Origin of the sequence: Blautia sp. HCP3S3_H10_2, assembly GCF_052122375.1 — a bacterium.
Taxonomy (GTDB): domain Bacteria; phylum Bacillota; class Clostridia; order Lachnospirales; family Lachnospiraceae; genus Blautia_A.
In genome coordinates this window covers 16,117-36,019 of the sequence record NZ_JBQKCL010000017.1, presented here as the reverse complement: position 1 = coordinate 36,019, position 19,903 = coordinate 16,117, and the positions used below count along the sequence as shown (strand labels likewise).

Annotated in this window: 15 protein-coding genes, 1 pseudogene and 1 riboswitch; of the genes and pseudogenes, 15 read left to right on the top strand and 1 reads right to left on the bottom strand. The window is 42.5% G+C overall.

Going from position 1 to position 19,903, the window contains the following annotated elements; all coding sequences use genetic code 11:
* Positions 1–93 precede the first annotated feature (93 nt).
* The 13 genes and pseudogenes from ACTQWB_RS15950 to ACTQWB_RS15890 form a co-directional block, all read left to right on the top strand.
* Positions 94–750: a ClpP family protease gene (locus ACTQWB_RS15950; protein WP_441502452.1), complete on the top strand. Its 657-nt coding sequence runs from the start codon at positions 94–96 to the stop codon at positions 748–750.
* 50 nt (positions 751–800) lie between these two features.
* Complete coding sequence (locus tag ACTQWB_RS15945) at positions 801–2,150, top strand: VirD4-like conjugal transfer protein, CD1115 family (RefSeq protein ID WP_441502453.1); 1,350 nt, start codon at positions 801–803, stop codon at positions 2,148–2,150.
* Between the two features lie 184 nt (positions 2,151–2,334).
* A complete protein-coding gene (locus ACTQWB_RS15940) occupies positions 2,335–3,240 on the top strand; it encodes a S1 RNA-binding domain-containing protein (protein WP_441502454.1) in 906 nt (301 codons plus the stop codon).
* Positions 3,241–3,289: 49 nt separating this feature from the next.
* Positions 3,290–4,957: a putative manganese-dependent inorganic diphosphatase gene (locus ACTQWB_RS15935; RefSeq protein ID WP_441502455.1), complete on the top strand. Its 1,668-nt coding sequence runs from the start codon at positions 3,290–3,292 to the stop codon at positions 4,955–4,957.
* Between the two features lie 16 nt (positions 4,958–4,973).
* On the top strand, positions 4,974–5,588 hold the full coding sequence (locus ACTQWB_RS15930) for a flavin reductase family protein (protein ID WP_441502456.1): 615 nt from the start codon (positions 4,974–4,976) through the stop codon (positions 5,586–5,588).
* 66 nt (positions 5,589–5,654) lie between these two features.
* On the top strand, positions 5,655–6,161 hold the full coding sequence (locus tag ACTQWB_RS15925) for a shikimate kinase (RefSeq protein ID WP_441502485.1): 507 nt from the start codon (positions 5,655–5,657) through the stop codon (positions 6,159–6,161).
* 91 nt (positions 6,162–6,252) lie between these two features.
* Positions 6,253–7,545 carry a UDP-N-acetylglucosamine 1-carboxyvinyltransferase gene (locus ACTQWB_RS15920; protein WP_441502457.1) on the top strand — a complete coding sequence of 431 codons (1,293 nt, stop codon included), beginning with the start codon at positions 6,253–6,255 and terminating at the stop codon, positions 7,543–7,545.
* A 160-nt stretch (positions 7,546–7,705) separates the two neighbouring features.
* A riboswitch (SAM riboswitch) is annotated at positions 7,706–7,807 on the top strand.
* 135 nt (positions 7,808–7,942) lie between these two features.
* Positions 7,943–9,142 (top strand): methionine adenosyltransferase, encoded by a 1,200-nt coding sequence (gene metK, locus ACTQWB_RS15915; protein WP_441502458.1) that lies wholly within the window; start codon positions 7,943–7,945, stop codon positions 9,140–9,142.
* 150 nt (positions 9,143–9,292) lie between these two features.
* The gene (locus ACTQWB_RS15910) at positions 9,293–10,450 is read left to right on the top strand and encodes a sensor histidine kinase (RefSeq protein ID WP_441502459.1); all 1,158 of its coding nucleotides are present in this window, start codon (positions 9,293–9,295) and stop codon (positions 10,448–10,450) included.
* Positions 10,447–11,136 carry a response regulator transcription factor gene (locus ACTQWB_RS15905; RefSeq protein ID WP_441502460.1) on the top strand — a complete coding sequence of 230 codons (690 nt, stop codon included), beginning with the start codon at positions 10,447–10,449 and terminating at the stop codon, positions 11,134–11,136. Before ACTQWB_RS15910 ends, ACTQWB_RS15905 begins: the two co-directional genes overlap by 4 nt.
* Before the next feature lie 145 nt (positions 11,137–11,281).
* Positions 11,282–12,589 (top strand): site-specific integrase, encoded by a 1,308-nt coding sequence (locus tag ACTQWB_RS15900; protein WP_441502461.1) that lies wholly within the window; start codon positions 11,282–11,284, stop codon positions 12,587–12,589.
* Between the two features lie 147 nt (positions 12,590–12,736).
* Positions 12,737–13,198: a hypothetical protein gene (locus tag ACTQWB_RS15895; protein WP_441502462.1), complete on the top strand. Its 462-nt coding sequence runs from the start codon at positions 12,737–12,739 to the stop codon at positions 13,196–13,198.
* A 614-nt stretch (positions 13,199–13,812) separates the two neighbouring features.
* Positions 13,813–14,657 (top strand): annotated as a pseudogene (locus ACTQWB_RS15890) (transposase); the annotation flags it as partial.
* A 27-nt stretch (positions 14,658–14,684) separates the two neighbouring features.
* On the opposite strand, the gene ACTQWB_RS15885 reads toward ACTQWB_RS15890, so the two are convergent.
* Positions 14,685–15,296, bottom strand: a complete 612-nt coding sequence (locus ACTQWB_RS15885; RefSeq protein ID WP_441502463.1) for a hypothetical protein — start codon at positions 15,294–15,296, stop codon at positions 14,685–14,687.
* Positions 15,297–15,506: 210 nt separating this feature from the next.
* Here ACTQWB_RS15885 and ACTQWB_RS15880 point away from each other — a divergent pair, with 210 nt between their 5' ends.
* Positions 15,507–17,879: a LuxR C-terminal-related transcriptional regulator gene (locus ACTQWB_RS15880; RefSeq protein WP_441485178.1), complete on the top strand. Its 2,373-nt coding sequence runs from the start codon at positions 15,507–15,509 to the stop codon at positions 17,877–17,879.
* A 22-nt stretch (positions 17,880–17,901) separates the two neighbouring features.
* Complete coding sequence (locus ACTQWB_RS15875) at positions 17,902–19,842, top strand: clostripain-related cysteine peptidase (RefSeq protein ID WP_441502464.1); 1,941 nt, start codon at positions 17,902–17,904, stop codon at positions 19,840–19,842.
* The last annotated feature ends 61 nt before the right edge of the window (positions 19,843–19,903 follow it).

Sequence of the window (19,903 nt, the reverse complement as noted above, 5' to 3'; positions counted from 1 at the left end):
AAAAAAGCATAAGAAAATAAGCGAGAGCTGTAATGAGAAAAAAATAAAAACAACAATAAAAATAAAACAGAAAAAGAAAGGAAATTAAAAATTATGACAACTTATACACCAGGAATTATTAAAGAAACCAGTAACGGATATTTCAGCATTTCCTTAATGGATGAGCTGATGAGCAACAGAGAAATCTACTGCCTGGGAGAAATCAACCAGGAAAGTGCAGGAGCACTGATCCTTCAGCTGAAATACCTGGAACGCCAGGATAGCGAAAAGGAAATTACAATGTACATTAGTAGTCCCGGAGGAGAAGTCTCCAGCGGATTTGCTATATACGATACCATGAAGTCCGTCAAATGTCCTATTCGAACAGTGTGCATGGGAACTGCTGCAAGCTTTGGAGCGGTCCTCTTTGCAGCTGGAGATACCAGGGAAATGTTACCACATTCCAGACTGATGATCCACGATCCTTTGATCGCTGGAAATGGTCTGACCGGCAGCGCCGTCTCCCTGTCGGAAAAAGTGGAGGATCTGATGAAAAACAGGCAGATCCTGGGCGGACTGCTGGCAGCAGAGACAGGCAGAACCATCGATGAAATCTATGAAAAGACAGCAAAAGATACCTGGTTTACAGCAGAAGAAGCGATCCGGTTCGGGCTTGCAGATTCTGCTATCCAGCTAAAGCCAAAGAAAAAGCGGAAACCAGCGGGTGAGAAAGAGAGAAAAAAAGTAGATGAGGAACTGCCATTTAAATAAAACAAATGGCAGTAAAAAACACTAAGAAAAGAAAAAAGGAGATCAAAAAAATGAAAAATAACGTATTTATGAATAAAAGATTACACAACAGAATTCTGGCACAGGACAAGTATATCAACAATAATACCTGGGAGACAGGGCTTAACAACAATGACCTGATCATAGGTGTCAGTGGTGCAGGAAAAACAAGAAGCTATGTAATTCCAAACATTATGGAAAGTGACAACAGCATAATCGTGGTAGATACCAAGAACCAGCTTTACAAAAAGCTGGAACCAGAGCTGAAGAGCCGGGGATTTCTGATATGGAATCTGAACCTTGCGAATATGAGAGATTCAGCCATCGGATATAATCCGCTGAACTACATAGGCAAGGAGCAGGTGATGGTAGACGGCAAAAAGGTGACCCGCTACAACAGTCAGGATATTGAAATGCTGGCCCAGAACATCTGCCCGCTGGAATGCATGAAGGATCCATTCTGGGATTATGCAGCTGCCATGCAGGCATCCACGCTGATCGCGTATATCTTGGAAGCACTTCCGGAAAATGAACATCATCTGGGAAAAGTAGCCAGACTTCAGGAGCTTCTTGGAACAGATACTTTGGATGTACTGATGGAAGAATGGGAACTGCTGCATCCTGAGAGCTTTGCGGTGAAAAAGTGGCATCTTTTTAAGGACACGAAAGCCGCAGACAAGACCAACGCCAGTGCAGCATTCATATTGGGTGAAAAGCTGAGTCCTTTTTCCAATCCTGAATGTGAGCAGCTGTTTATCCACAAGTTCCAGGTGGATTTCAAATACATGGGAACAAGACCGACTGCGTTGTTTATCAATGTCAGTGACAGTAACCGGGCAAATGACAGGCTTCTGAATCTGCTTTATGCACAGGCTCTGCATGAGCTCTGTGAATTTGCAGACTCCCAGGATGATGGAAGGCTTCCTGTACCAGTAAGATTCATTATGGATGACTTTGCATCCAATGCAGTAATTCCGGATTTTGACAAGATCATATCCGTGATCCGTTCCAGGGAAATCTATGTGAGTCTGATCTTACAGAGTCTCACACAGCTGGACTCCATGTATGGCGAGCAGCGTGCGAAGACGATCATCAACAACTGTGATACCTGCCTGTATCTTGGCGGGCAGGATGTAAATACTGCCAAATACATCAGTATTAAAGCTAATAAAACAGCTGATAATATTCTGAATATGCCGGTAGGTGATGCGTGGCTGTTCGTAAGAGGACAGAAACCGCAGCAGGTCACCAAATTCCGGCTGGAACAGTATGATCTGTTTAATCCGGAAACTAAGAATAAGAAGGTACTTACGCAGGAGAATATTGACGAGCTTTTTGGAGGTGATCTGGAAGAAGATTTTCCTATTCTGGAAACGGTATAAAATATATTTGCAGCGAGAGGAGGTGACAAATTAACATTTAAAATTTATTTGCAACTAAAAGGGGGTGTGCTATAATGAAGCCAAAAACATGGGAAAGATACCTGTTTTTGGCTTTATTTTTTTGAAAATATTTTTTGGCTAACGGAGTTTTTCCTATATTGAATTGAGAAAGGAGTCATCAGCTATGGCAGAGACAATGAAAGATTACGAAGCTGAACTTGAAGCTTCTTTTAAGAAAATTGAAGAAGGCGACATTCTCACAGGAACCGTTGTGAGTGTAGATGATAAAGAGATTATTGTAGATTTAAAATATTATGCAGAAGGAATCATTCCGGTAGAGGATTACAGCAGAGAGCCTGGATTTAACGTAAAAGAAGAAGTACATCCGGGAGATGAGGTTTCTGCTACAGTAGTGAGAACAGATGATGGAAACGGCAACATCCTTTTATCCAAGGTTGAGGCGACAGACGTTCTTGCCTGGGATAAATTAAAAGAACTGAAAGCAACTGGCGAGGTTCTGGATGTAGTAGTAAAAGGCGTGGTAAACGGCGGTGCCGTAGCCTATGTAGAAGGCGTGCGTGGGTTTATCCCGGCATCCAAGCTGGCACTTAGCTACGTGGAAGACACCAATGAATATCTGAATAAACATATTCAGGTTCAGGTAATCGATGTAAATAAAGACGATAAGAAGCTGATCCTTTCTGCAAAAGAAATCTTAAGGGAAAAAGCTGAAGAGGAAAGAAAGAATAAAATTTCCAATATCCAGCCAGGCTTTGTAACAGAAGGAACGGTAGAAAGCCTTCAGCCATATGGCGCATTCGTTGATCTTGGAAACGGCGTTTCCGGTCTGGTACACATTTCCCAGATCTGTGAGAAAAGAATCCGTAAACCATCTGAAGTGCTTGCTGTAGGGGATAAGGTGAAGGTAAAAGTCACAGCAGTTAAAGATGGTAAACTGAGCCTGAGCATCAAGGAAGCTACAGATATGATGGCGAAAGAAGTGGAAGAAGAGGAAATTGAGATTCCACAGTCCGGCGAGGAAGCAACTACATCTCTTGGTTCTTTATTCGTAAATATTAAATTGAACTAGTGAACTAGAGCTTGTTTGAAAAGGCTCTAATGTGAAAGGAAGAATGTGAATGAAGAATCAGAAAGTATTTGTAATGGGACATAAGAATCCGGATACGGATTCCATCTGTTCTGCGATTGCGTATGCAGATATCAAAAACAGAACCACCCAGACCAAGCACTACATTCCAAGACGTGCAGGTCAGATCAATGAAGAAACCCAGTATGTGCTGAACCGTTTTGGTGTACAGCCGCCGGCATATCTGGGAAATATCGGAACCCAGGTAAAGGATATGGATATCCGTCCAAAGCCTGATGCAGACCGTACCATGTCCCTGAAAAATGCCTGGGATATGATGCAGAATAAAGGGATTGTTACTCTCCCGATCTGCAACAGTGAAGATGAACTGGAAGGAATTGTAACCATCGGTGACATCGCAGATATTTACATGGATACCAAGGACAGCTATCTTCTTGCTAATGCCAGAACACAGTATAATAAGATCAAGGATACTCTTGATGGTGAGATCGTGGAAGGCAATGGCCACGGTTATTTTACCAAGGGAAAAATCCTAATCGGAACAGCTGATCCGGAGATGATGAAGGACTATATCGAAGAAAATGATATGGTAATTCTTGGAAATCGTAAAGAGGATCAGCTGAAAGCAATTGAACTGAATGTAAGCTGTATCATTGTAGGAATGAATATCCAGGTCTGCGAAGAGGTAATCCAGAAAGCACATGAGAGACAGATCATTATCATCACCTCTCCATACGATACCTACACAATTGCCCGGATGATCAACCAGAGTATTCCGGTAAATTATGTAATGAAAAAAGATAATCTGGTAACTTTCAGCACGGAGGATTTCACAGATGATATTCAGGATGTTATGATTAAGCATCGTCATCGTGCTTTCCCGGTTATCAACAAGCGGGGAAAATGTGTGGGAACAATTTCCAGACGTAATTTCCTGGATATGCACAAGAAGCAGGTTATTCTTGTAGATCATAATGAAAAAGACCAGGCAGTTGATAATATTGAGAAAGCGGAAATTCTGGAGATCATCGATCATCATAAGCTTGGTTCTCTTGAGACCATGAAACCAATTAACTTCAGAAATGAGCCGGTTGGGTGTACAGCAACGATCCTTTACCGGATCTATGACGAGCAGAGACTTGAGATTCCGCCTAAGATCGCAGGACTTCTTTGCGCTGCTATTATTTCTGATACTTTAATGTTCCGTTCACCTACCTGCACACAGCAGGATAAGATCGCAGCAAGTGCGCTGGCCCTGATCGCGGATATTAAGATTGAAGATTTCGCACGGGAAATGTTCAAGGCAGGAAGCAATCTGAAGGATAAAGCTCCTGAAGAAATTTTCTATCAGGATTACAAGAAATTTATTGCAGAGGGCAACGTGGCTTTTGGTGTTGGACAGATCAGTTCCATGGACGAGGAAGAACTGCAGGAGATCAAAGCACGTCTGAAACCATTTATGGTAAGCGAGTGCGGCCGTCATGGAATTACCCGCGTTTACTTTATGCTCACCAATATTATGGATGAATCTTCAGATGTGATCTATTACGGGGAAGGAAGCGAGGAAATGGCTCAGCTTGCGTTCCACCAGGATCCTGAAGATGGCTGTTTCCATCTGAATGGCGTGGTTTCCCGTAAGAAACAGATGATTCCGGCAATGATGGAAGCTGCCCAGATCATGGCAAATGATTTTAACTGATATGAGGAATTAAATTATGGCAAAACAGACCTGGAAACCAGGAAATATGCTTTACCCGCTTCCAGCTGTAATGGTCAGTGTTACAGATGGCGATGGCAATGACAATATTATAACCGTAGCATGGGCAGGAACTGCGTGTACCAACCCGCCTATGGTAAGCATCTCGGTACGTCCCAGCAGATTTTCCTATGATATGATCTGCAAGACAAAGGAATTTGTTCTGAACCTTACCACAGAGGAACTGGCATATGCTACGGATTACTGTGGTGTGCGTTCCGGCAGGGATGTGGATAAATTCCAGGAGCTTCATCTTACCAGGGAAAAAGCGGATTATGTGAAAGCACCTATGATCGGGGAGTCTCCTGTAAACATTGAATGTAAGGTTAAGAAAATTGAAAAGCTGGGCTCCCATCACATGTTTCTGGCAGAAGTTGTGGCAGTACATGCGGATGAAGCTTATATGGATAAAAACAATAAATTTCAGCTGAACCAGTCAAAACTGATGGTATATTCCCATGGAGAATATCTGGGGCTTGGAAAGAAGCTGGGGACGTTTGGATATAGCGTAAAGAAGGGGAAAAAACGCAATAGTTCACGCCGTCAGACAGAGAAAAAAATTGGAAAACAGTAACAAATTCTTAATGGGATTGCAATAATATATCTTTTGTGTTATTATTAAAGGGAATATCGAATGAAAATGAATAATATTACATTAATTGGAATGCCCGGTGCCGGTAAAAGCACACTGGGCGTTGTTCTTGCGAAAATACTTGGATATGAATTTTTAGATTCAGACCTTTTAATACAAAAAGAAGAAAAAAGACGTCTTTATCAGATCATTGATGAAGAAGGAGAAGAAGGTTTCAAGGCCATCGAGAACCGCGTAAATGCATCCATAGAAACAGAGAATACTGTAATTGCTACTGGGGGAAGTGTGGTATATTGCAGTGAAGCGATGGAACACTTGAGATCAATCGGGAAGGTAGTTTACCTCAGACTTTCTCTGGAGTCTCTTGAGAAAAGACTTGGAAATCTTAAGAAGAGAGGAGTTCTTCTTAAAGATGGACAGACGCTGGAGAGTTTATATGAGGAGCGTGTTCCCTTATATGAGAAATATGCAGACATTGTGGTAGATGAAGAAGGGAAAGATTTGGAAGCAAGTCTGCAGGCACTTTTGGAAACACTACAGACAGGGGTTAATTAAGTAACTGTAGATCAGAGGAGAGCTTTGGGGTATTGCAGATGAAATGCGATAGCCCTGTTTGCTCGCGGAGTAAGAATAATAGAGGTGTGTTATGGAACAGTATGTGATTAAAGGTGGAAATCCGCTTGTAGGTGAAGTAGAGATAGCAGGTGCCAAGAATGCAGCGCTGGCTATTTTATCAGCAGCTATTATGACGGATGAGACGATCCTGATCGAGAATCTGCCTGACGTCAGAGACATCAATGTATTACTGGAAGCAATCGCTGGCATCGGTGCGCAGGTTGACAGAATCAATAAGTCAACGGTTAAGATCAATGGTTCTACGATCGGTGATGTAAGTGTAGATTATGAGTATATCAAGAAGATCCGTGCATCTTACTATCTTCTTGGTGCTTTACTTGGCAAATATAAAAGAGCGGAGGTTCCGCTTCCAGGAGGATGTAACATCGGAAGCCGTCCGATCGACCAGCATCTGAAAGGATTCAGGGCACTTGGTGCGAAGGTGGACATCCTTCACGGTGCTATTGTTGCAGAAGCATCTAATCTGCACGGAAGCCATATTTTCCTTGATGTAGTTTCTGTAGGAGCGACCATTAATATTATGATGGCAGCTTCCCTTGCACCTGGACGTACTATTATTGAGAATGCAGCCAGAGAGCCGCATGTGGTAGATGTTGCCAATTTCCTGAACAGCATGGGAGCGAATATCAAGGGAGCTGGTACAGATGTGATCCGTATCAAGGGCGTTGAGAAGCTTCACCGCACAGAGTATTCTATCATTCCGGACCAGATCGAGGCTGGAACCTTTATGTTTGCAGCGGCAGCCACCGGTGGTGACGTTACTGTGAAGAATGTAATCCCGAAGCATCTGGAAGCTACCACAGCCAAGCTTGAAGAGATCGGCTGTGAGGTTCAGGAATTTGATGACGCTGTACGTGTCCGCGCAGTTGGCAAGCTTCACCGTACTCACGTTAAGACTCTTCCATATCCGGGCTATCCTACTGATATGCAGCCGCAGATCGCTGTTACCCTGGCGCTTGCAGAGGGAACCAGCATTGTGACAGAGAGTATTTTTGAGAATCGTTTCAAATATGCAGATGAGCTTTCCAGAATGGGAGCCTGTATTAAAGTTGAGGGTAATTCTGCCATCATTGATGGTGTGAAGAAGCTTACAGGAGCAAGAGTAAGCGCACCGGATCTTCGTGCAGGAGCCGCTCTCGTAATTGCCGGTCTGGCAGCAGAGGGAATTACTATTGTGGATGACATTGTGTATATCCAGCGTGGTTATGAGAACTTCGAGGAGAAGCTCCGCAGCCTTGGCGCTGAGATCGAGCGGGTTTCCAGTGAGAAGGAGATCCAGAAATTCCGTCTGCGTGTAGGCTGATGGAATTACAGATTACGCTGGTAGAAATAGATTATCTACTGTTTTCAGGAGTTTCATTGATAAAAAATAGTCAGATTAGTCATATGATAGCAAATGTCTATTGACAATTATAAGCAATCAGTATATTGTATTGCTTGCAACAGGAAAACTGAAGAATAGCCTTTTATTCAGAGTGGTGGAGATACATAGGATCTATGAAGCCACGGCAACCCCTCGAAAGAGAGGAAGGTGCCAACCTGAGCGAGTGATCGAACAATAAGAGGATTGTTTATATAAAACGTGGTTTTTAAGACAGTCCGCTTGTCCGGGCTGTTCTTTTTTTGCGAAAGCTCATGCATAATGTTGATACAGTGCAGTGTTGGTTTTCGCTCCAGCAAAGAAAGGAAAAAACAAAAGAATGGAAAACAAGGAAAAAATCTTATTTACTTCCGAATCTGTAACTGAAGGCCATCCGGATAAAATCTGTGATGCTATTTCCGATGCGATTCTGGACGCTTTAGTAGCACAGGATCCAATGAGCCGTGTAGCCTGCGAGACTGCTACAACAACAGGTCTTGTTCTGGTTATGGGTGAGATTACTTCTAAGGCAAATATCGATATCCAGTCAATCGTAAGACAGACAATCCGCGAAATTGGTTATACCCGTGGAAAATTTGGATTCGATGCTGATACCTGTGCAGTAATCACAGCACTTGACAAACAGTCCACAGATATTGCAATGGGTGTTGATAAAGCACTTGAGCAGAAAGAAAACCAGATGGATGAGGATGAGCTTGACTCTATCGGCGCTGGTGACCAGGGTATCCAGTTTGGTTACGCTTCCAATGAGACTGAAGAATATATGCCATATGCGATCAACATGGCACACAAGCTTGCCCGTCAGCTTACCAAGGTGCGTAAGGATGGTACTCTGAAATATTTAAGACCAGATGGAAAAACCCAGGTAACCGTAGAATATGATGAGAATGGCAAGCCAAAACGTATTGATGCGGTTGTATGCTCCACCCAGCATGACCCGGAAGTTACTCAGGAACAGATCCACGCTGACATTAAGAAATATGTATTTGATGAGATCATTCCTGCAGACATGGTAGATGAGGACACCAAATACTTTATCAATCCTACAGGACGTTTCGTAATCGGTGGACCGAATGGAGACAGTGGTCTTACAGGACGTAAGATCATCGTTGATACTTATGGTGGAACAGGACGTCACGGCGGCGGTGCTTTCTCCGGAAAAGACTGTACAAAGGTTGACCGTTCCGCAGCTTATGCAGCACGTTATGTTGCTAAGAATATTGTTGCAGCAGGACTGGCTGACAAGTGTGAGATTCAGCTTTCCTATGCAATCGGTGTTGCACATCCGACATCTGTTCATGTAGAGACATTTGGAACAGGTAAAGTATCAGATGCCAAGCTTGTAGAGATCATCCGTGAGAACTTTGATCTTCGTCCGGCTGGAATCATCAAAATGCTTGACCTTCGCCGTCCGATCTACAAACAGACTTCTGCATATGGACACTTTGGCCGTACAGATGTAGATCTTCCGTGGGAGCACCTGGATAAGGTTGAGGATCTGAAGAAATATCTTGCATAAGAGCAGATAAAATAAATAGAAACGGAAATAAAAAAGCCAGAGAGAGACTTGCGGGTTTCTCCCTGGTTTTTTTATAGAAAATTAAGAGATAGAAAGAACAGTTTATGCTATAATTCATATAAATGAAACTAGAAAGAGGATAGAACTGTTATGAAGTTAAAAACAAGAATCGTTCTGGGATTTACCATGATCATTCTCATGCCGCTGCTTCTTTTTGCTGCGACCCTGTATGGCTTCAGCCAGTCACAGGCACAGAAAACGGAGACAGCACAGACGGTGACTGAGAGTGACGGGACCGTATACGATATTTCCATAACAGATTCCACGGACAGTCAGGGCAGAGTCCATCTGATGGCGAAGGATCTGTTTATCAGTGCATTTGCGATCCTGATCTCCGTTGCACTTGTGGTTGGATTATGGGTATATCGCAGCATTGCCGTTCCACTGGTGAAATTAAAGAAGGCGACCCAGAATATAAAAGAGGGAAATCTTGATTTCGTCCTGGATGTGGAGGGAAAAGATGAATTTTCTGAGCTTTGCCAGGACTTTGAGGAAATGCGCCGCCGTCTGAAGGAATCCACAGAAGAGAAAAATCTTATGGAAAAAGAGAATAGAGAGCTGATCAGTAACATTTCCCATGATCTGAAGACGCCTATCACAGCAGTGAAAGGCTATGTGGAGGGAATTATGGACGGTGTGGCAGACACTCCGGAGAAAATGGACCGTTATGTGAGAACCATTTATAATAAGACTAACGAGATGGATCATCTGATCAATGAGCTGACCTTTTATTCCAAGATTGATACCAACCGTATTCCTTATACTTTCAGCAAACTGAATGTGGAGGATTATTTCGCGGATTGTGCAGAAGAGGTTGGTCTGGAGCTGGAGACCAAAGGAATTGAGCTGGTGTATGCAAATTATGTAGAGAAAGATGTTATGGTGATCGCAGATGGCGAGCAGATCCGCCGTGTTATCCATAACATTATCAGTAATGCCATCAAATACATGGACAAGCCCAAAGGAATCATTCAGATCCGCATCAAGGATGTGGGAGATTTTATCCAGATCGAGATCGAAGACAATGGAAAGGGAATCGGTCCGAAAGATCTGCCATATATATTTGACCGCTTTTACCGCACGGATGTTTCACGGAATTCCTCCAAGGGAGGAAGTGGAATCGGTCTTTCCATTGTGAAGAAGATCCTGGAAGACCATGGTGGTAAAGTATGGGCTACCAGCAGACTGGGAATCGGCACGATCATGTATTTCGTGCTTAGAAAATATCAGGAGGTACCAATGAAATGAGCAGAATTCTGATTATTGAAGATGAAGAGGCAATTGCGGAGCTTGAGAAGGATTATCTGGAGCTTTCCGGATTTGAAGTGGTAATATGTAACAGAGGTGATCTTGGACTTGAGAAGGCTCTGAAAGAAGATTTTGATCTGATCATTCTGGATCTTATGCTTCCAGAGGTAGACGGCTTCGAAATCTGCCGCCAGGTAAGGGAAGCCAAGAATACTCCGATCATTATGGTTTCTGCGAAAAAGGATGATATTGACAAGATCCGCGGACTGGGTCTTGGGGCAGATGACTATATGACGAAGCCATTCAGCCCAAGTGAACTTGTAGCCAGAGTGAAGGCGCATATGGAGCGTTATAACCGACTGATCGGCTCTACAGTCCAGAAAAATGACATTATCGAAATCCGCGGGATCAAGATCGATAAGACTGCACGCCGTGTGTGGGTAAATGGAGAAGAGACTACGTTTACCACCAAAGAATTCGATCTGCTTACGTTCCTGGCTGAGAATCCAAACAGAGTATTTACCAAAGAGGAGCTTTTCAGGGAAATCTGGGATATGGAATCTGTGGGCGACATTGCTACAGTTACCGTTCACATTAAGAAAATCCGTGAGAAAATTGAGTATAACAATGCGAAGCCACAGTATATTGAGACAATCTGGGGTGTAGGATACCGCTTTAAAGTGTAATTTGTAAATCAAAAAGCCATTTTCTTTGTATTTAAGCCATTCTTTAACCTTTAAGGAGTGGCTTTTTTCTTTAAAAACTACCCAAAAAACTACCAAAATCGAAAAATATGTCGCGAACGCGTCAGGATGGAGGAAAAGTAGCTTTATGAAGAAAGAATTGTACAAGGAGACCGGATACCCGGGAATTAAGCAGAGAATCAGCGATAACATGTACATCGTGACGATTGATCTGGGACGTCAGCTTCGTTTGAATAAGAAAACAGGGCTGATGGAAATGAAGCAGGCAAAAACTACCAAACACGTAACCACGTTAAAAGAGGCGAAAGCACTTCTGGGAAAAAATAACAAGGAGAAAAAGGAAAGAAAAGTGACAGAAGTGGCTGAAAAAGTGCCCTTCATTCGTGCCCTTGCAGAATATACTGCACATTACAAGGAGAACTGGTCGGATTCCTATATGATGCAAAAACAGTCACAGGCAAAAAGGATGCAGACCTATTTCGGAAATCGTGATGTAAAAAGCATTGATACATTGGATATCGAGGAATTCTTCAAGTGGTGCAGAAGCCCACAACCGGGATTCCCACAGCCACTTAGTAATAACAGCATTCAGAAAATCAGAACACATTTGTATGATCTATGGAAGTATATGAAGAAGAATCAGAAAAAGTATGGAATTCGAGAGAATGTTGTTCTGGATGCTGAGGTCGGAGATATCAAAAAGTTTGAAGCAACGATACTGAACGCAGAACAGGTCAATTATATGATTCAGTATGCAATCAACAATGAAAAAGATTACTCTACATTGGCATTGATAGGTCTCCCGCTTCTCAGTGGACTGCGCCGGGGAGAATTATGTGGTGTGAAATGGAAGAACCTTGATTTTGAAAAACGACTGATTGATGTAGAATATCAGAGATGTCAGATTTCCACAGGCAGTCTGGAGAAAGTGCCGAAGGGCGGGAAAGATGATGGTAATTCCAGAGAAGAGCGTAAACAGAGATATGCGGCACTACCGGATTCTCTGGCAATTCTTCTTGGTTATATTAAGGATCAGCAGGCGGTCTATCTCAGACGCGAGGTTACTCCCGAGGACTATATTTACATGACAAAAGTAAATCTGGTGAATGGATATCTGCCACATCCGGGAAAGCTTAGCAGAAAGTTTTCTGAGTTTCAAAATAGGATGAATAAGGTGCGTGAAAAGGCAGGGTTGGAACCAATTCCCCAGGTAAGACTGCATGATCTGAGGCATACTTTTATCAGTTTGTGTTTAAATGGTGGCGTTAATCAGTTTCAGGTTTCCGCAAACTGCGGACATACCTTTTCCGGAAAAGGGAATTCTATTACAGTATCAGTGTACTGGCATGATGACAACAACAGAGAAGATATAATCACTTTCATTGATAAGATGATTACAGCGAAGCTGGAAATTCTGGATATGAGTGAATACTGATTATTATTTGAAATCTCAGATGCTAAGGTGTCTGGGATTTTTTAAATTTCTAAAAAACTTTTGAGATTTTCCTTTATTTTTATCATTTTCTTTGGCTTTAAAAGGTGAAGGAACTAATACCAATTCACCAAAAGGAGTAATCAGAAAATGAAAAAAGATACGTACGTCGATACTGGAACACCAGGAATTAAACAGAACGTAATTACTAAAAAGTATGTGGTAAGTCTTGATTTTGGACGCCAGCTTCGTATGAACAAGAAAACAGGAAGAATGGAAATGAAGCAGATTAAGACAACCAGAACTGTGAGTACCATGAAGGAAGCAAAAGCAATTCAGGGAAAAAATAATGCGTTAAAGAAAACTAGGAGAACAACCGGTATTACGAGAAAGATTGCATTTGACCAAGTGCTGGATGAATATACGGAATACTATAAAAGTACATGGTCTGATTCCTACATGATGCAGAAACAATCGCAGGCGAAGAGGATGAAAGCATATTTCAGTGATCGAGATGTTCGCACCATTGATACACTTGACATCGAAAAATTCTTTGCATGGTGTAAAGAAAGTCAGCCGGAGATTTTCAGAATTTCTAAACCGTGTGAATAAAGCCAGAGGAAAAGATGGACTGGAACCATTGCCATATGTCCGACTCCATGATATGCGTCATACGTTCATTAGTCTTTGCCTGAATGGAGGAGTAAACAGGTTTCAGGTATCTGCAAATTGTGGACACACATATTCAGGAGAGGATAATAATACAACTGTTTCTACATACTGGCATGATGATGGTAACAGGTCGGAAATCATTGGTTTAATAAATCAAATTATTCAAGTGAATATAGAATAGCAAGTATAAGAGCAGCCCCTGTAAAATCTCTCAAGCGAATTACAGGGGATTTTTTGTGTGAGATGTGACGCTTTTGGCATCCGGAGACCTTGTAGAATAAGGCTTTGTGGGCACGAAAATGAAGAAGATGATATATTTGTCCAGAAAGTTGGAAATGAGGGGTGAAAGCGTCACATTTTCTTGGAGAAACGAGAATGAAGGGCAATGCTTTTGGGTATCGAAATCAGCACAGAATAAAGGAGGTGTGATGGCTGTTGTTGAGCAAAGAGACAAACGTTCCAGTCCTTAATAAATTAATTGGAAAAGTGTTATCCTCTTTATAAAAGAAAAGTTGGCAAGTGCGAACAATATCATTGCTTGATTTTATATTTGTACGTATAAGTGCAGCACTACTGATCCTGAAAGTGGATGGTTTCGCAAAGGGGAGTACAAGAATGTATTTGCCTACGCAATAGAAACTGCCTGTGATAAGAATGGCTAGATTCTTGGTTATACAATCAACCCGGGGAATCAGCATGACAGTAGAACTTTTAAGGGGCTGTATGATAAGATCAAGGATATCGGCATAGAAACACTGGTTGCAGATGCAGGATATAAAACTCCGGCGATTGCAAAGCTTTTGATAGATGCTGGGATAAAACCTCTCTTACCTTACAAAAGACCAATGACCAAAGATGGATTCTTCAAGAAATATGAGTATGTGTATGATGAGTATTATGATTGTTATATCTGTCCCAACAATCAGGTGCTGACATATCGTACAACAAACAGGGATGGATATAGGGAATATAAAAGCTGCGGAGCAATCTGTGCACAATACCCGTATCTTTCACAGTGTACTGAGAGCAGGGATCATGTAAAAACAATAACCCGGCATATATGGGAAGCATACATGGAAATCTGTGAAGACATCCGCCAGACATTGGGAATGAAGGATTTATATGCTCAGAGAAAAGAAACCATAGAAAGACTCTTTGGAACAGCAAAGGAGAATCATGGTTTTCGATATACACAGATGTCGGAAAAGCCCGGATGGAAATGAAAGTCGGGCTTACGTTTGCGTGTATGAACTTGAAAAAGTTAGCAAAGATAAAGGTAAAATGGGGATTGCTGGAAACGAGAAAACTACACAAAAATACAATTTTGGATGCAATTCGTTTGATAAAAGAAATATGGCTCTGGGATTTATATCCCAGAGCCGCTTTGTCTACAGTCTGACATGGCCTGCCGTTGTCAGCCATGTTATTATTCGGTTTCAGTTTCAGTTTCTTCTTCGGATGCTGTCGCACTGAAAGAGCACACAATGTTCTGCGCAATCGGAGCAAAATCACTGTCATCCTCAGGAGCTCCGAGAGTTACGTTGTAAACACCACCCTGATCACCCAGAGTCACGATTCCCATAGTCTGGATACCTTCACTGGCTACAGAATAGGTAACGACCGGAATTTCATTGATGTACATGTAGCCTACTTCTTCAAATCCCTGATCGGTGTAATATGATGCCAGTTCATCCAGAGTGGAAAGCTCGCTCGGCGAATAAGAGATTGCTACGGACTGAGTCTGCTCTTCATTTGCTGCCTGGAAATATATGCCGTTTTCAGGAGCTTCCTCGTTCAGATCTGCATTGACCAGAACATCCCAGTTACTGGGGAGATAGAGATCAAATACATCAAAAGCGGAAATCCATGTTCCCTCATAAACCGTTTCGTCAATCATGGTGGAATCTAAGGATTCTATCTCTTCGCTGCCTTCTTCCATAACCTCTGTTTCTTCAGCAGCCTCTTCTGCCAGTGCCATAACAGGGCATCCGACAAGCATCACGCCGGTCATCATCAGTGCTAAAATTCTTTTTTTCATTGCATTAATCTCCTTTTCCTGTATGTAGTATAATTTTTTTATGTTCCTCATTATACCAACTTATAGAATAAATGGAACTGACCGAAAGTACAGTCTTGGAATAAAAACACGATAAACTGGACTTTTGTACAGTTACTATTTGAAAAAAATCAGTTTATAATAGAATCAGCTATATGGGACAGTATGTTTGGTCAACGGAGGGAAAAATGTGTGTCAAAAAAAGCGGATAGAATTTATGTAATGCCTGAGGCCGCAAAGAAAAAAATGCAGCAGGCGAAAAAGAAAAGGCAGACGGTTTATATCTATGGTGCGACATGTTATGGAAAAACAGAATTTGTAAAGCAATTTTTGAAATTTCGTAATTATGTGTATTTTTCGTGTCAGGACTATGCCAAGATTTTGGATGAAGGGGTTTCCTGGGGAAAAAACTGTGATATTCTTGTCATTGATGATATTCAGGCGGCCTATGGAGACAGGGTAAGACAGAAAATCTGTGAATTGATTTTGGCAGAGAATGTATGGTTGATTTTGATTGGAAGGAGTCCGGTACCATTCTGGATACTGGAATCGTATTTCAAAACGAATATGATGATTATTTCTGAGGATGATATGCGATTGAGAAAATCGGAAATCCGTGAGATGGGACTCAGGCATGGCCTGGAGCTGACAGAAGAAGAATTGGCTTACTCAGAAAAGTATTCGGAAGGGAATGGGTTTGTAGTTCTCCAGACGATGCAGCAGGTACTTGAGGGATATAAAATAGGGCCTGAGTTAACCAGCAGAAATACCGAATTAATGTCAGCTTATATTGAGAAAAATCTTCTTCCCGTCTGGGATAAAGAGGTACTGGATTTTCTGGTTAAAGTAAGCGTAGTTGAGGAGTTTGATCTGGAGCTGGCTGAATTTATCACCGGAAATCCAAGAGTTTGCTCACTTATTGAAAAGAGCAGAGAAACCGGAAATTTTCTATTTCAACATCAGGGTATTTATTACATCAGGCCGACACTGCTGATTTCCCTACGCAGTTATGCAGCAAAAGAATATGGGCGGGAGTGGATCAAAGAACTTCAATATAATGCAGGACTCTATTATGAAATTCACGACAGGCTTTTAGAAGCTCTGAGAATGTACGAGCGAAGCGGAAACGAAAAAAAAATCCGTGATATACTGCTGCGCAATGCAAGACAGAACCCGGCGGCAGGATTTTATTTTGAACTCCGGAACTATTATCTGCGGCTTACTGAAGAAGAGGTGGAAGGTGAACCAGAACTTATGGGGGCTCTCAGTATGCTTTATTCCCTCCTGATGCAGCCGGAGGAAAGTGAATACTGGTATCATAAGCTTGAAAATTATTCAAAAATGGAAAAAGGGATAGCACGACGAAATGCGGAGGCAAGACTGGCTTATTTGACAGTAGCGCTTCCACACAGAGGCATCAAAGGTTTGACAGAGATTCTGGTAAGCATGGCAAAGCTTATTCTATCCTGCGACCTGGCCATACCTGAGTTTTCACTTACCAGCAATCTGCCCAGCGTTATGAATGGAGGGAAGGATTTTTCCGAGTGGAGCAAGCGTGACAGAGAGCTGGCGGCGACAATCGGCAAACCAGTCACCTTTGTACTTGGAAAATATGGAAAAGGACTGGTAAATGAAGCGCTCGGTGAGAGCTTTTTTGAGAAGGGCGAAAACAATTTCGAAACCCTTAGACTGTTGTCCAAGGCACAGATAGAGGCTGAAAATGGTGGAAAAAAAGAGCTGACGTTTGCAATCATAGGGCTGCAAAGCCGACTGCATCTCGTTGGAGGCGATCTTGCCCTCGCACAGAAGCAACTGGACTCTTATGAAAGAAAACTGGATAAAGAAGATGCCAGACAGTTGTTTTTGAATTTGCAGGCTTTTCGATGCAGACTGCATTTTTATGAAAATAATCAGGCTGCAATTCAGGAATGGATAAAAGAGGCACCAGATGAAAACGAAACTTTTTTTATTATGGAGCGATACCGGTATCTGACTAAGGTGCGTTATTATATCTTGCGGGCAGAATATATAAAAGGCCTCTCATTGCTGGAACGACTGCAGTATTACGCAGAGCAGTACGACAGGCCGTACCTGTCCATGGAAGTGGACATTCTGGAAAGTATCATATTGGACCGGATGGGAGAGGAATGGCAGGAATTGTTTCTGAAACTGTTAAAAAAAGCAGGTGAGTACGGTTTTGTCAGAATCATCTCTCAGGAGGGGGCTGCCGTATTTCCTCTTCTGAAAAAAATACGGGTAAATTACAGTCCGGAAACCAGGAAAGAGAAGGAATGGTGGAAGAAGGTTTATACGGAGACGGAAAAGATTGCAAACTATTATCCGGGTTATCTGAATGCAGAAAATGCCGCAATAAAAGACTTCAGCGAACATGCGATCCGTATTCTGCAGCTACAGGCCGAGGGAATGACTATCCGGCAGATCGCCCAGACTATAGGGCTGGCGGAAACAACGATAAAATACCATGCGGCGGAGAATTACCGGAAACTGAATGTAAAAGGAAAAACGGATGCCGTGCAGAAAGCCAAAAGTCTGAAAATAATATGAGATAGTATTTAAGAGGTAGATTATGAAAAACAGAAAAACAAATTTGGTACTGTGCATATGTATGGTGAGCATGATAATAATTACCCTTTTTTCATTTGAAATAGTGGATGCTTCAGAGGAAAGCTGGGCAATCTACTGGTATCTGTGCGGCAGTGATCTGGAAAGTGATTATGGTGCTGCGACGGCAGATCTGATGGAACTGCTGGAAGTTGACCTGCCGGAAAATGTGACTGTAGTGATTGAAACAGGCGGTGCATATAGCTGGCAGAATGAGATAGTGGAAGCCGGATATCTGGAACGCTATGTATATACACAAGAAGGATTCTGGTGTGCGGCGCAGGAAGAATCAGCAAGTATGGGAGATGCCGAGACTCTGTCAGATTTTCTGAAGTTCTGCCATGATAACTATCCTGCCGACCATGAGGCGGTGATTTTTTGGGATCATGGAGGAGGAAGCGTACAGGGTGCAGTTTTTGATGAAATGTATGATTATGATTCCCTGACACTGGATGAGTTTCATGAAGCCTTTGCTCAGGTATATGATCTTTCAGAACAAAATCCCCCTTTGGAACTGGTTGGTTTTGATGCCTGCCTGATGGCTACGATTGACACGGCGGGAAGATTTACGGATGTTGCACGTTATCTGGTGGCAAGTGAAGAAATGGAGCCTGGCTGTGGATGGAATTATTCCGGATGGATGGGAGCACTGGCATCTGACACAGCAATGGATGGTTCCCGGCTTGGGACTGTGATCTGTGATTCCTATCTGGAGGGCTGCATAGAAGAAGGTGTAGGGGATGAGGTCACACTTTCGCTGATTAATTTGTCACTTGTTCCGAATCTGATCGAGATGTATGAAAGGATTGGACAGGAGGCTATCGAACACCAATATGAAGATGCAGCTTTTTATATGGAGTTCAGCAGAGCTGCCATGCAGGCTGAGAACTATGGAGGCAATACGGATTCATCAGGATATGCGAATTTAGTGGATCTGGGAGATCTGATCCGGCAGAATTCACACAATCTGCCCCAATATTCAGAAGAATTGCTGAACGCACTTGAGAGCTGTGTCCTTTATAAAATAAATGGTCCATATAAGAGGGAATCCTCAGGACTCTCGTGTTATTTTTCTTATAACAGTGATGAAGAGGAACTGGAGCAGTATGCAATGCAGTGTGTCAGCTCCTCATTTATCGAGTTTTACGAATATTGCCTGACAGGAGAGGTTACGGAGAGTTTTCAGGAATATCTGGAATCCGGGAACTATACAATAGCCGATTTAGAGGAAGTTCCTGTATTTGAATTTGCTGATATGGATGAAATTCCTGTATATATCGATGAGAATGGATATGCTGCCATTGAACTGGACGAGAATACGGTCAATGCGCTGATTGGAGTTTACTTCCAGCTGGCATATATGGATGAAGAAGATGATATTGCAATCTGGCTGGGCAGTGATAATGATCTGGATGTGGATTGGGAAAATGGAATATTCCGCGACAATTTTCGGGATGTATGGGGAGCCATAGACGGTCACCTGTGTTATATGGAAATTGTTTATGAAGGGGAGGATTACAACCTGTATCTGGTTCCGGTGCTGCTAAATGGCACAGAATATCAGCTTCATGTTGTTTATGATTATCTTGAAAATAAATATGAGATATTAGGTGCCAGAAGGGGACTGGATGACAATGGTATGTCAGACCGTAATCTGGTGAAACTGAGACCGGGAGATCAACTGACTACTTTGCTCTATGTGTCTGACATATCCGGCGATGATGAATTTGAATTATTTGAAGCTGAGGAGTTTGAAGTGACGGAAGATACCGGATTTGCGGAGGAAGATCTGGGAGACGGAAACTTTGCAATGATGTTTCAACTGACGGATTGCCGGGGAAATGACCTCTGGTCAGATGTGGCAGTTTTCAATGTTGAAGACGGATACATATATGTGGAAGAGTAGATGAAATTTCAGGTGACAGATTGGTTCTGTTTGTGTGTCATAGAGAGAGAATCATAAGAAA

Coding starts and splice junctions, on each gene's coding strand:
- ACTQWB_RS15900 (WP_441502461.1), top strand. CDS start 11,282: ATGAAGAAAGAATTGTACAAGGAGACCGGATACCCGGGAATTAAGCAG.
- ACTQWB_RS15935 (WP_441502455.1), top strand. CDS start 3,290: ATGAAGAATCAGAAAGTATTTGTAATGGGACATAAGAATCCGGATACG.
- ACTQWB_RS15920 (WP_441502457.1), top strand. CDS start 6,253: ATGGAACAGTATGTGATTAAAGGTGGAAATCCGCTTGTAGGTGAAGTA.
- ACTQWB_RS15910 (WP_441502459.1), top strand. CDS start 9,293: ATGAAGTTAAAAACAAGAATCGTTCTGGGATTTACCATGATCATTCTC.
- ACTQWB_RS15895 (WP_441502462.1), top strand. CDS start 12,737: ATGAAAAAAGATACGTACGTCGATACTGGAACACCAGGAATTAAACAG.
- ACTQWB_RS15925 (WP_441502485.1), top strand. CDS start 5,655: ATGAATAATATTACATTAATTGGAATGCCCGGTGCCGGTAAAAGCACA.
- metK (WP_441502458.1), top strand. CDS start 7,943: ATGGAAAACAAGGAAAAAATCTTATTTACTTCCGAATCTGTAACTGAA.
- ACTQWB_RS15905 (WP_441502460.1), top strand. CDS start 10,447: ATGAGCAGAATTCTGATTATTGAAGATGAAGAGGCAATTGCGGAGCTT.
- ACTQWB_RS15945 (WP_441502453.1), top strand. CDS start 801: ATGAAAAATAACGTATTTATGAATAAAAGATTACACAACAGAATTCTG.
- ACTQWB_RS15875 (WP_441502464.1), top strand. CDS start 17,902: ATGAAAAACAGAAAAACAAATTTGGTACTGTGCATATGTATGGTGAGC.
- ACTQWB_RS15930 (WP_441502456.1), top strand. CDS start 4,974: ATGGCAAAACAGACCTGGAAACCAGGAAATATGCTTTACCCGCTTCCA.
- ACTQWB_RS15950 (WP_441502452.1), top strand. CDS start 94: ATGACAACTTATACACCAGGAATTATTAAAGAAACCAGTAACGGATAT.
- ACTQWB_RS15940 (WP_441502454.1), top strand. CDS start 2,335: ATGGCAGAGACAATGAAAGATTACGAAGCTGAACTTGAAGCTTCTTTT.
- ACTQWB_RS15885 (WP_441502463.1), bottom strand. CDS start 15,296: ATGAAAAAAAGAATTTTAGCACTGATGATGACCGGCGTGATGCTTGTC.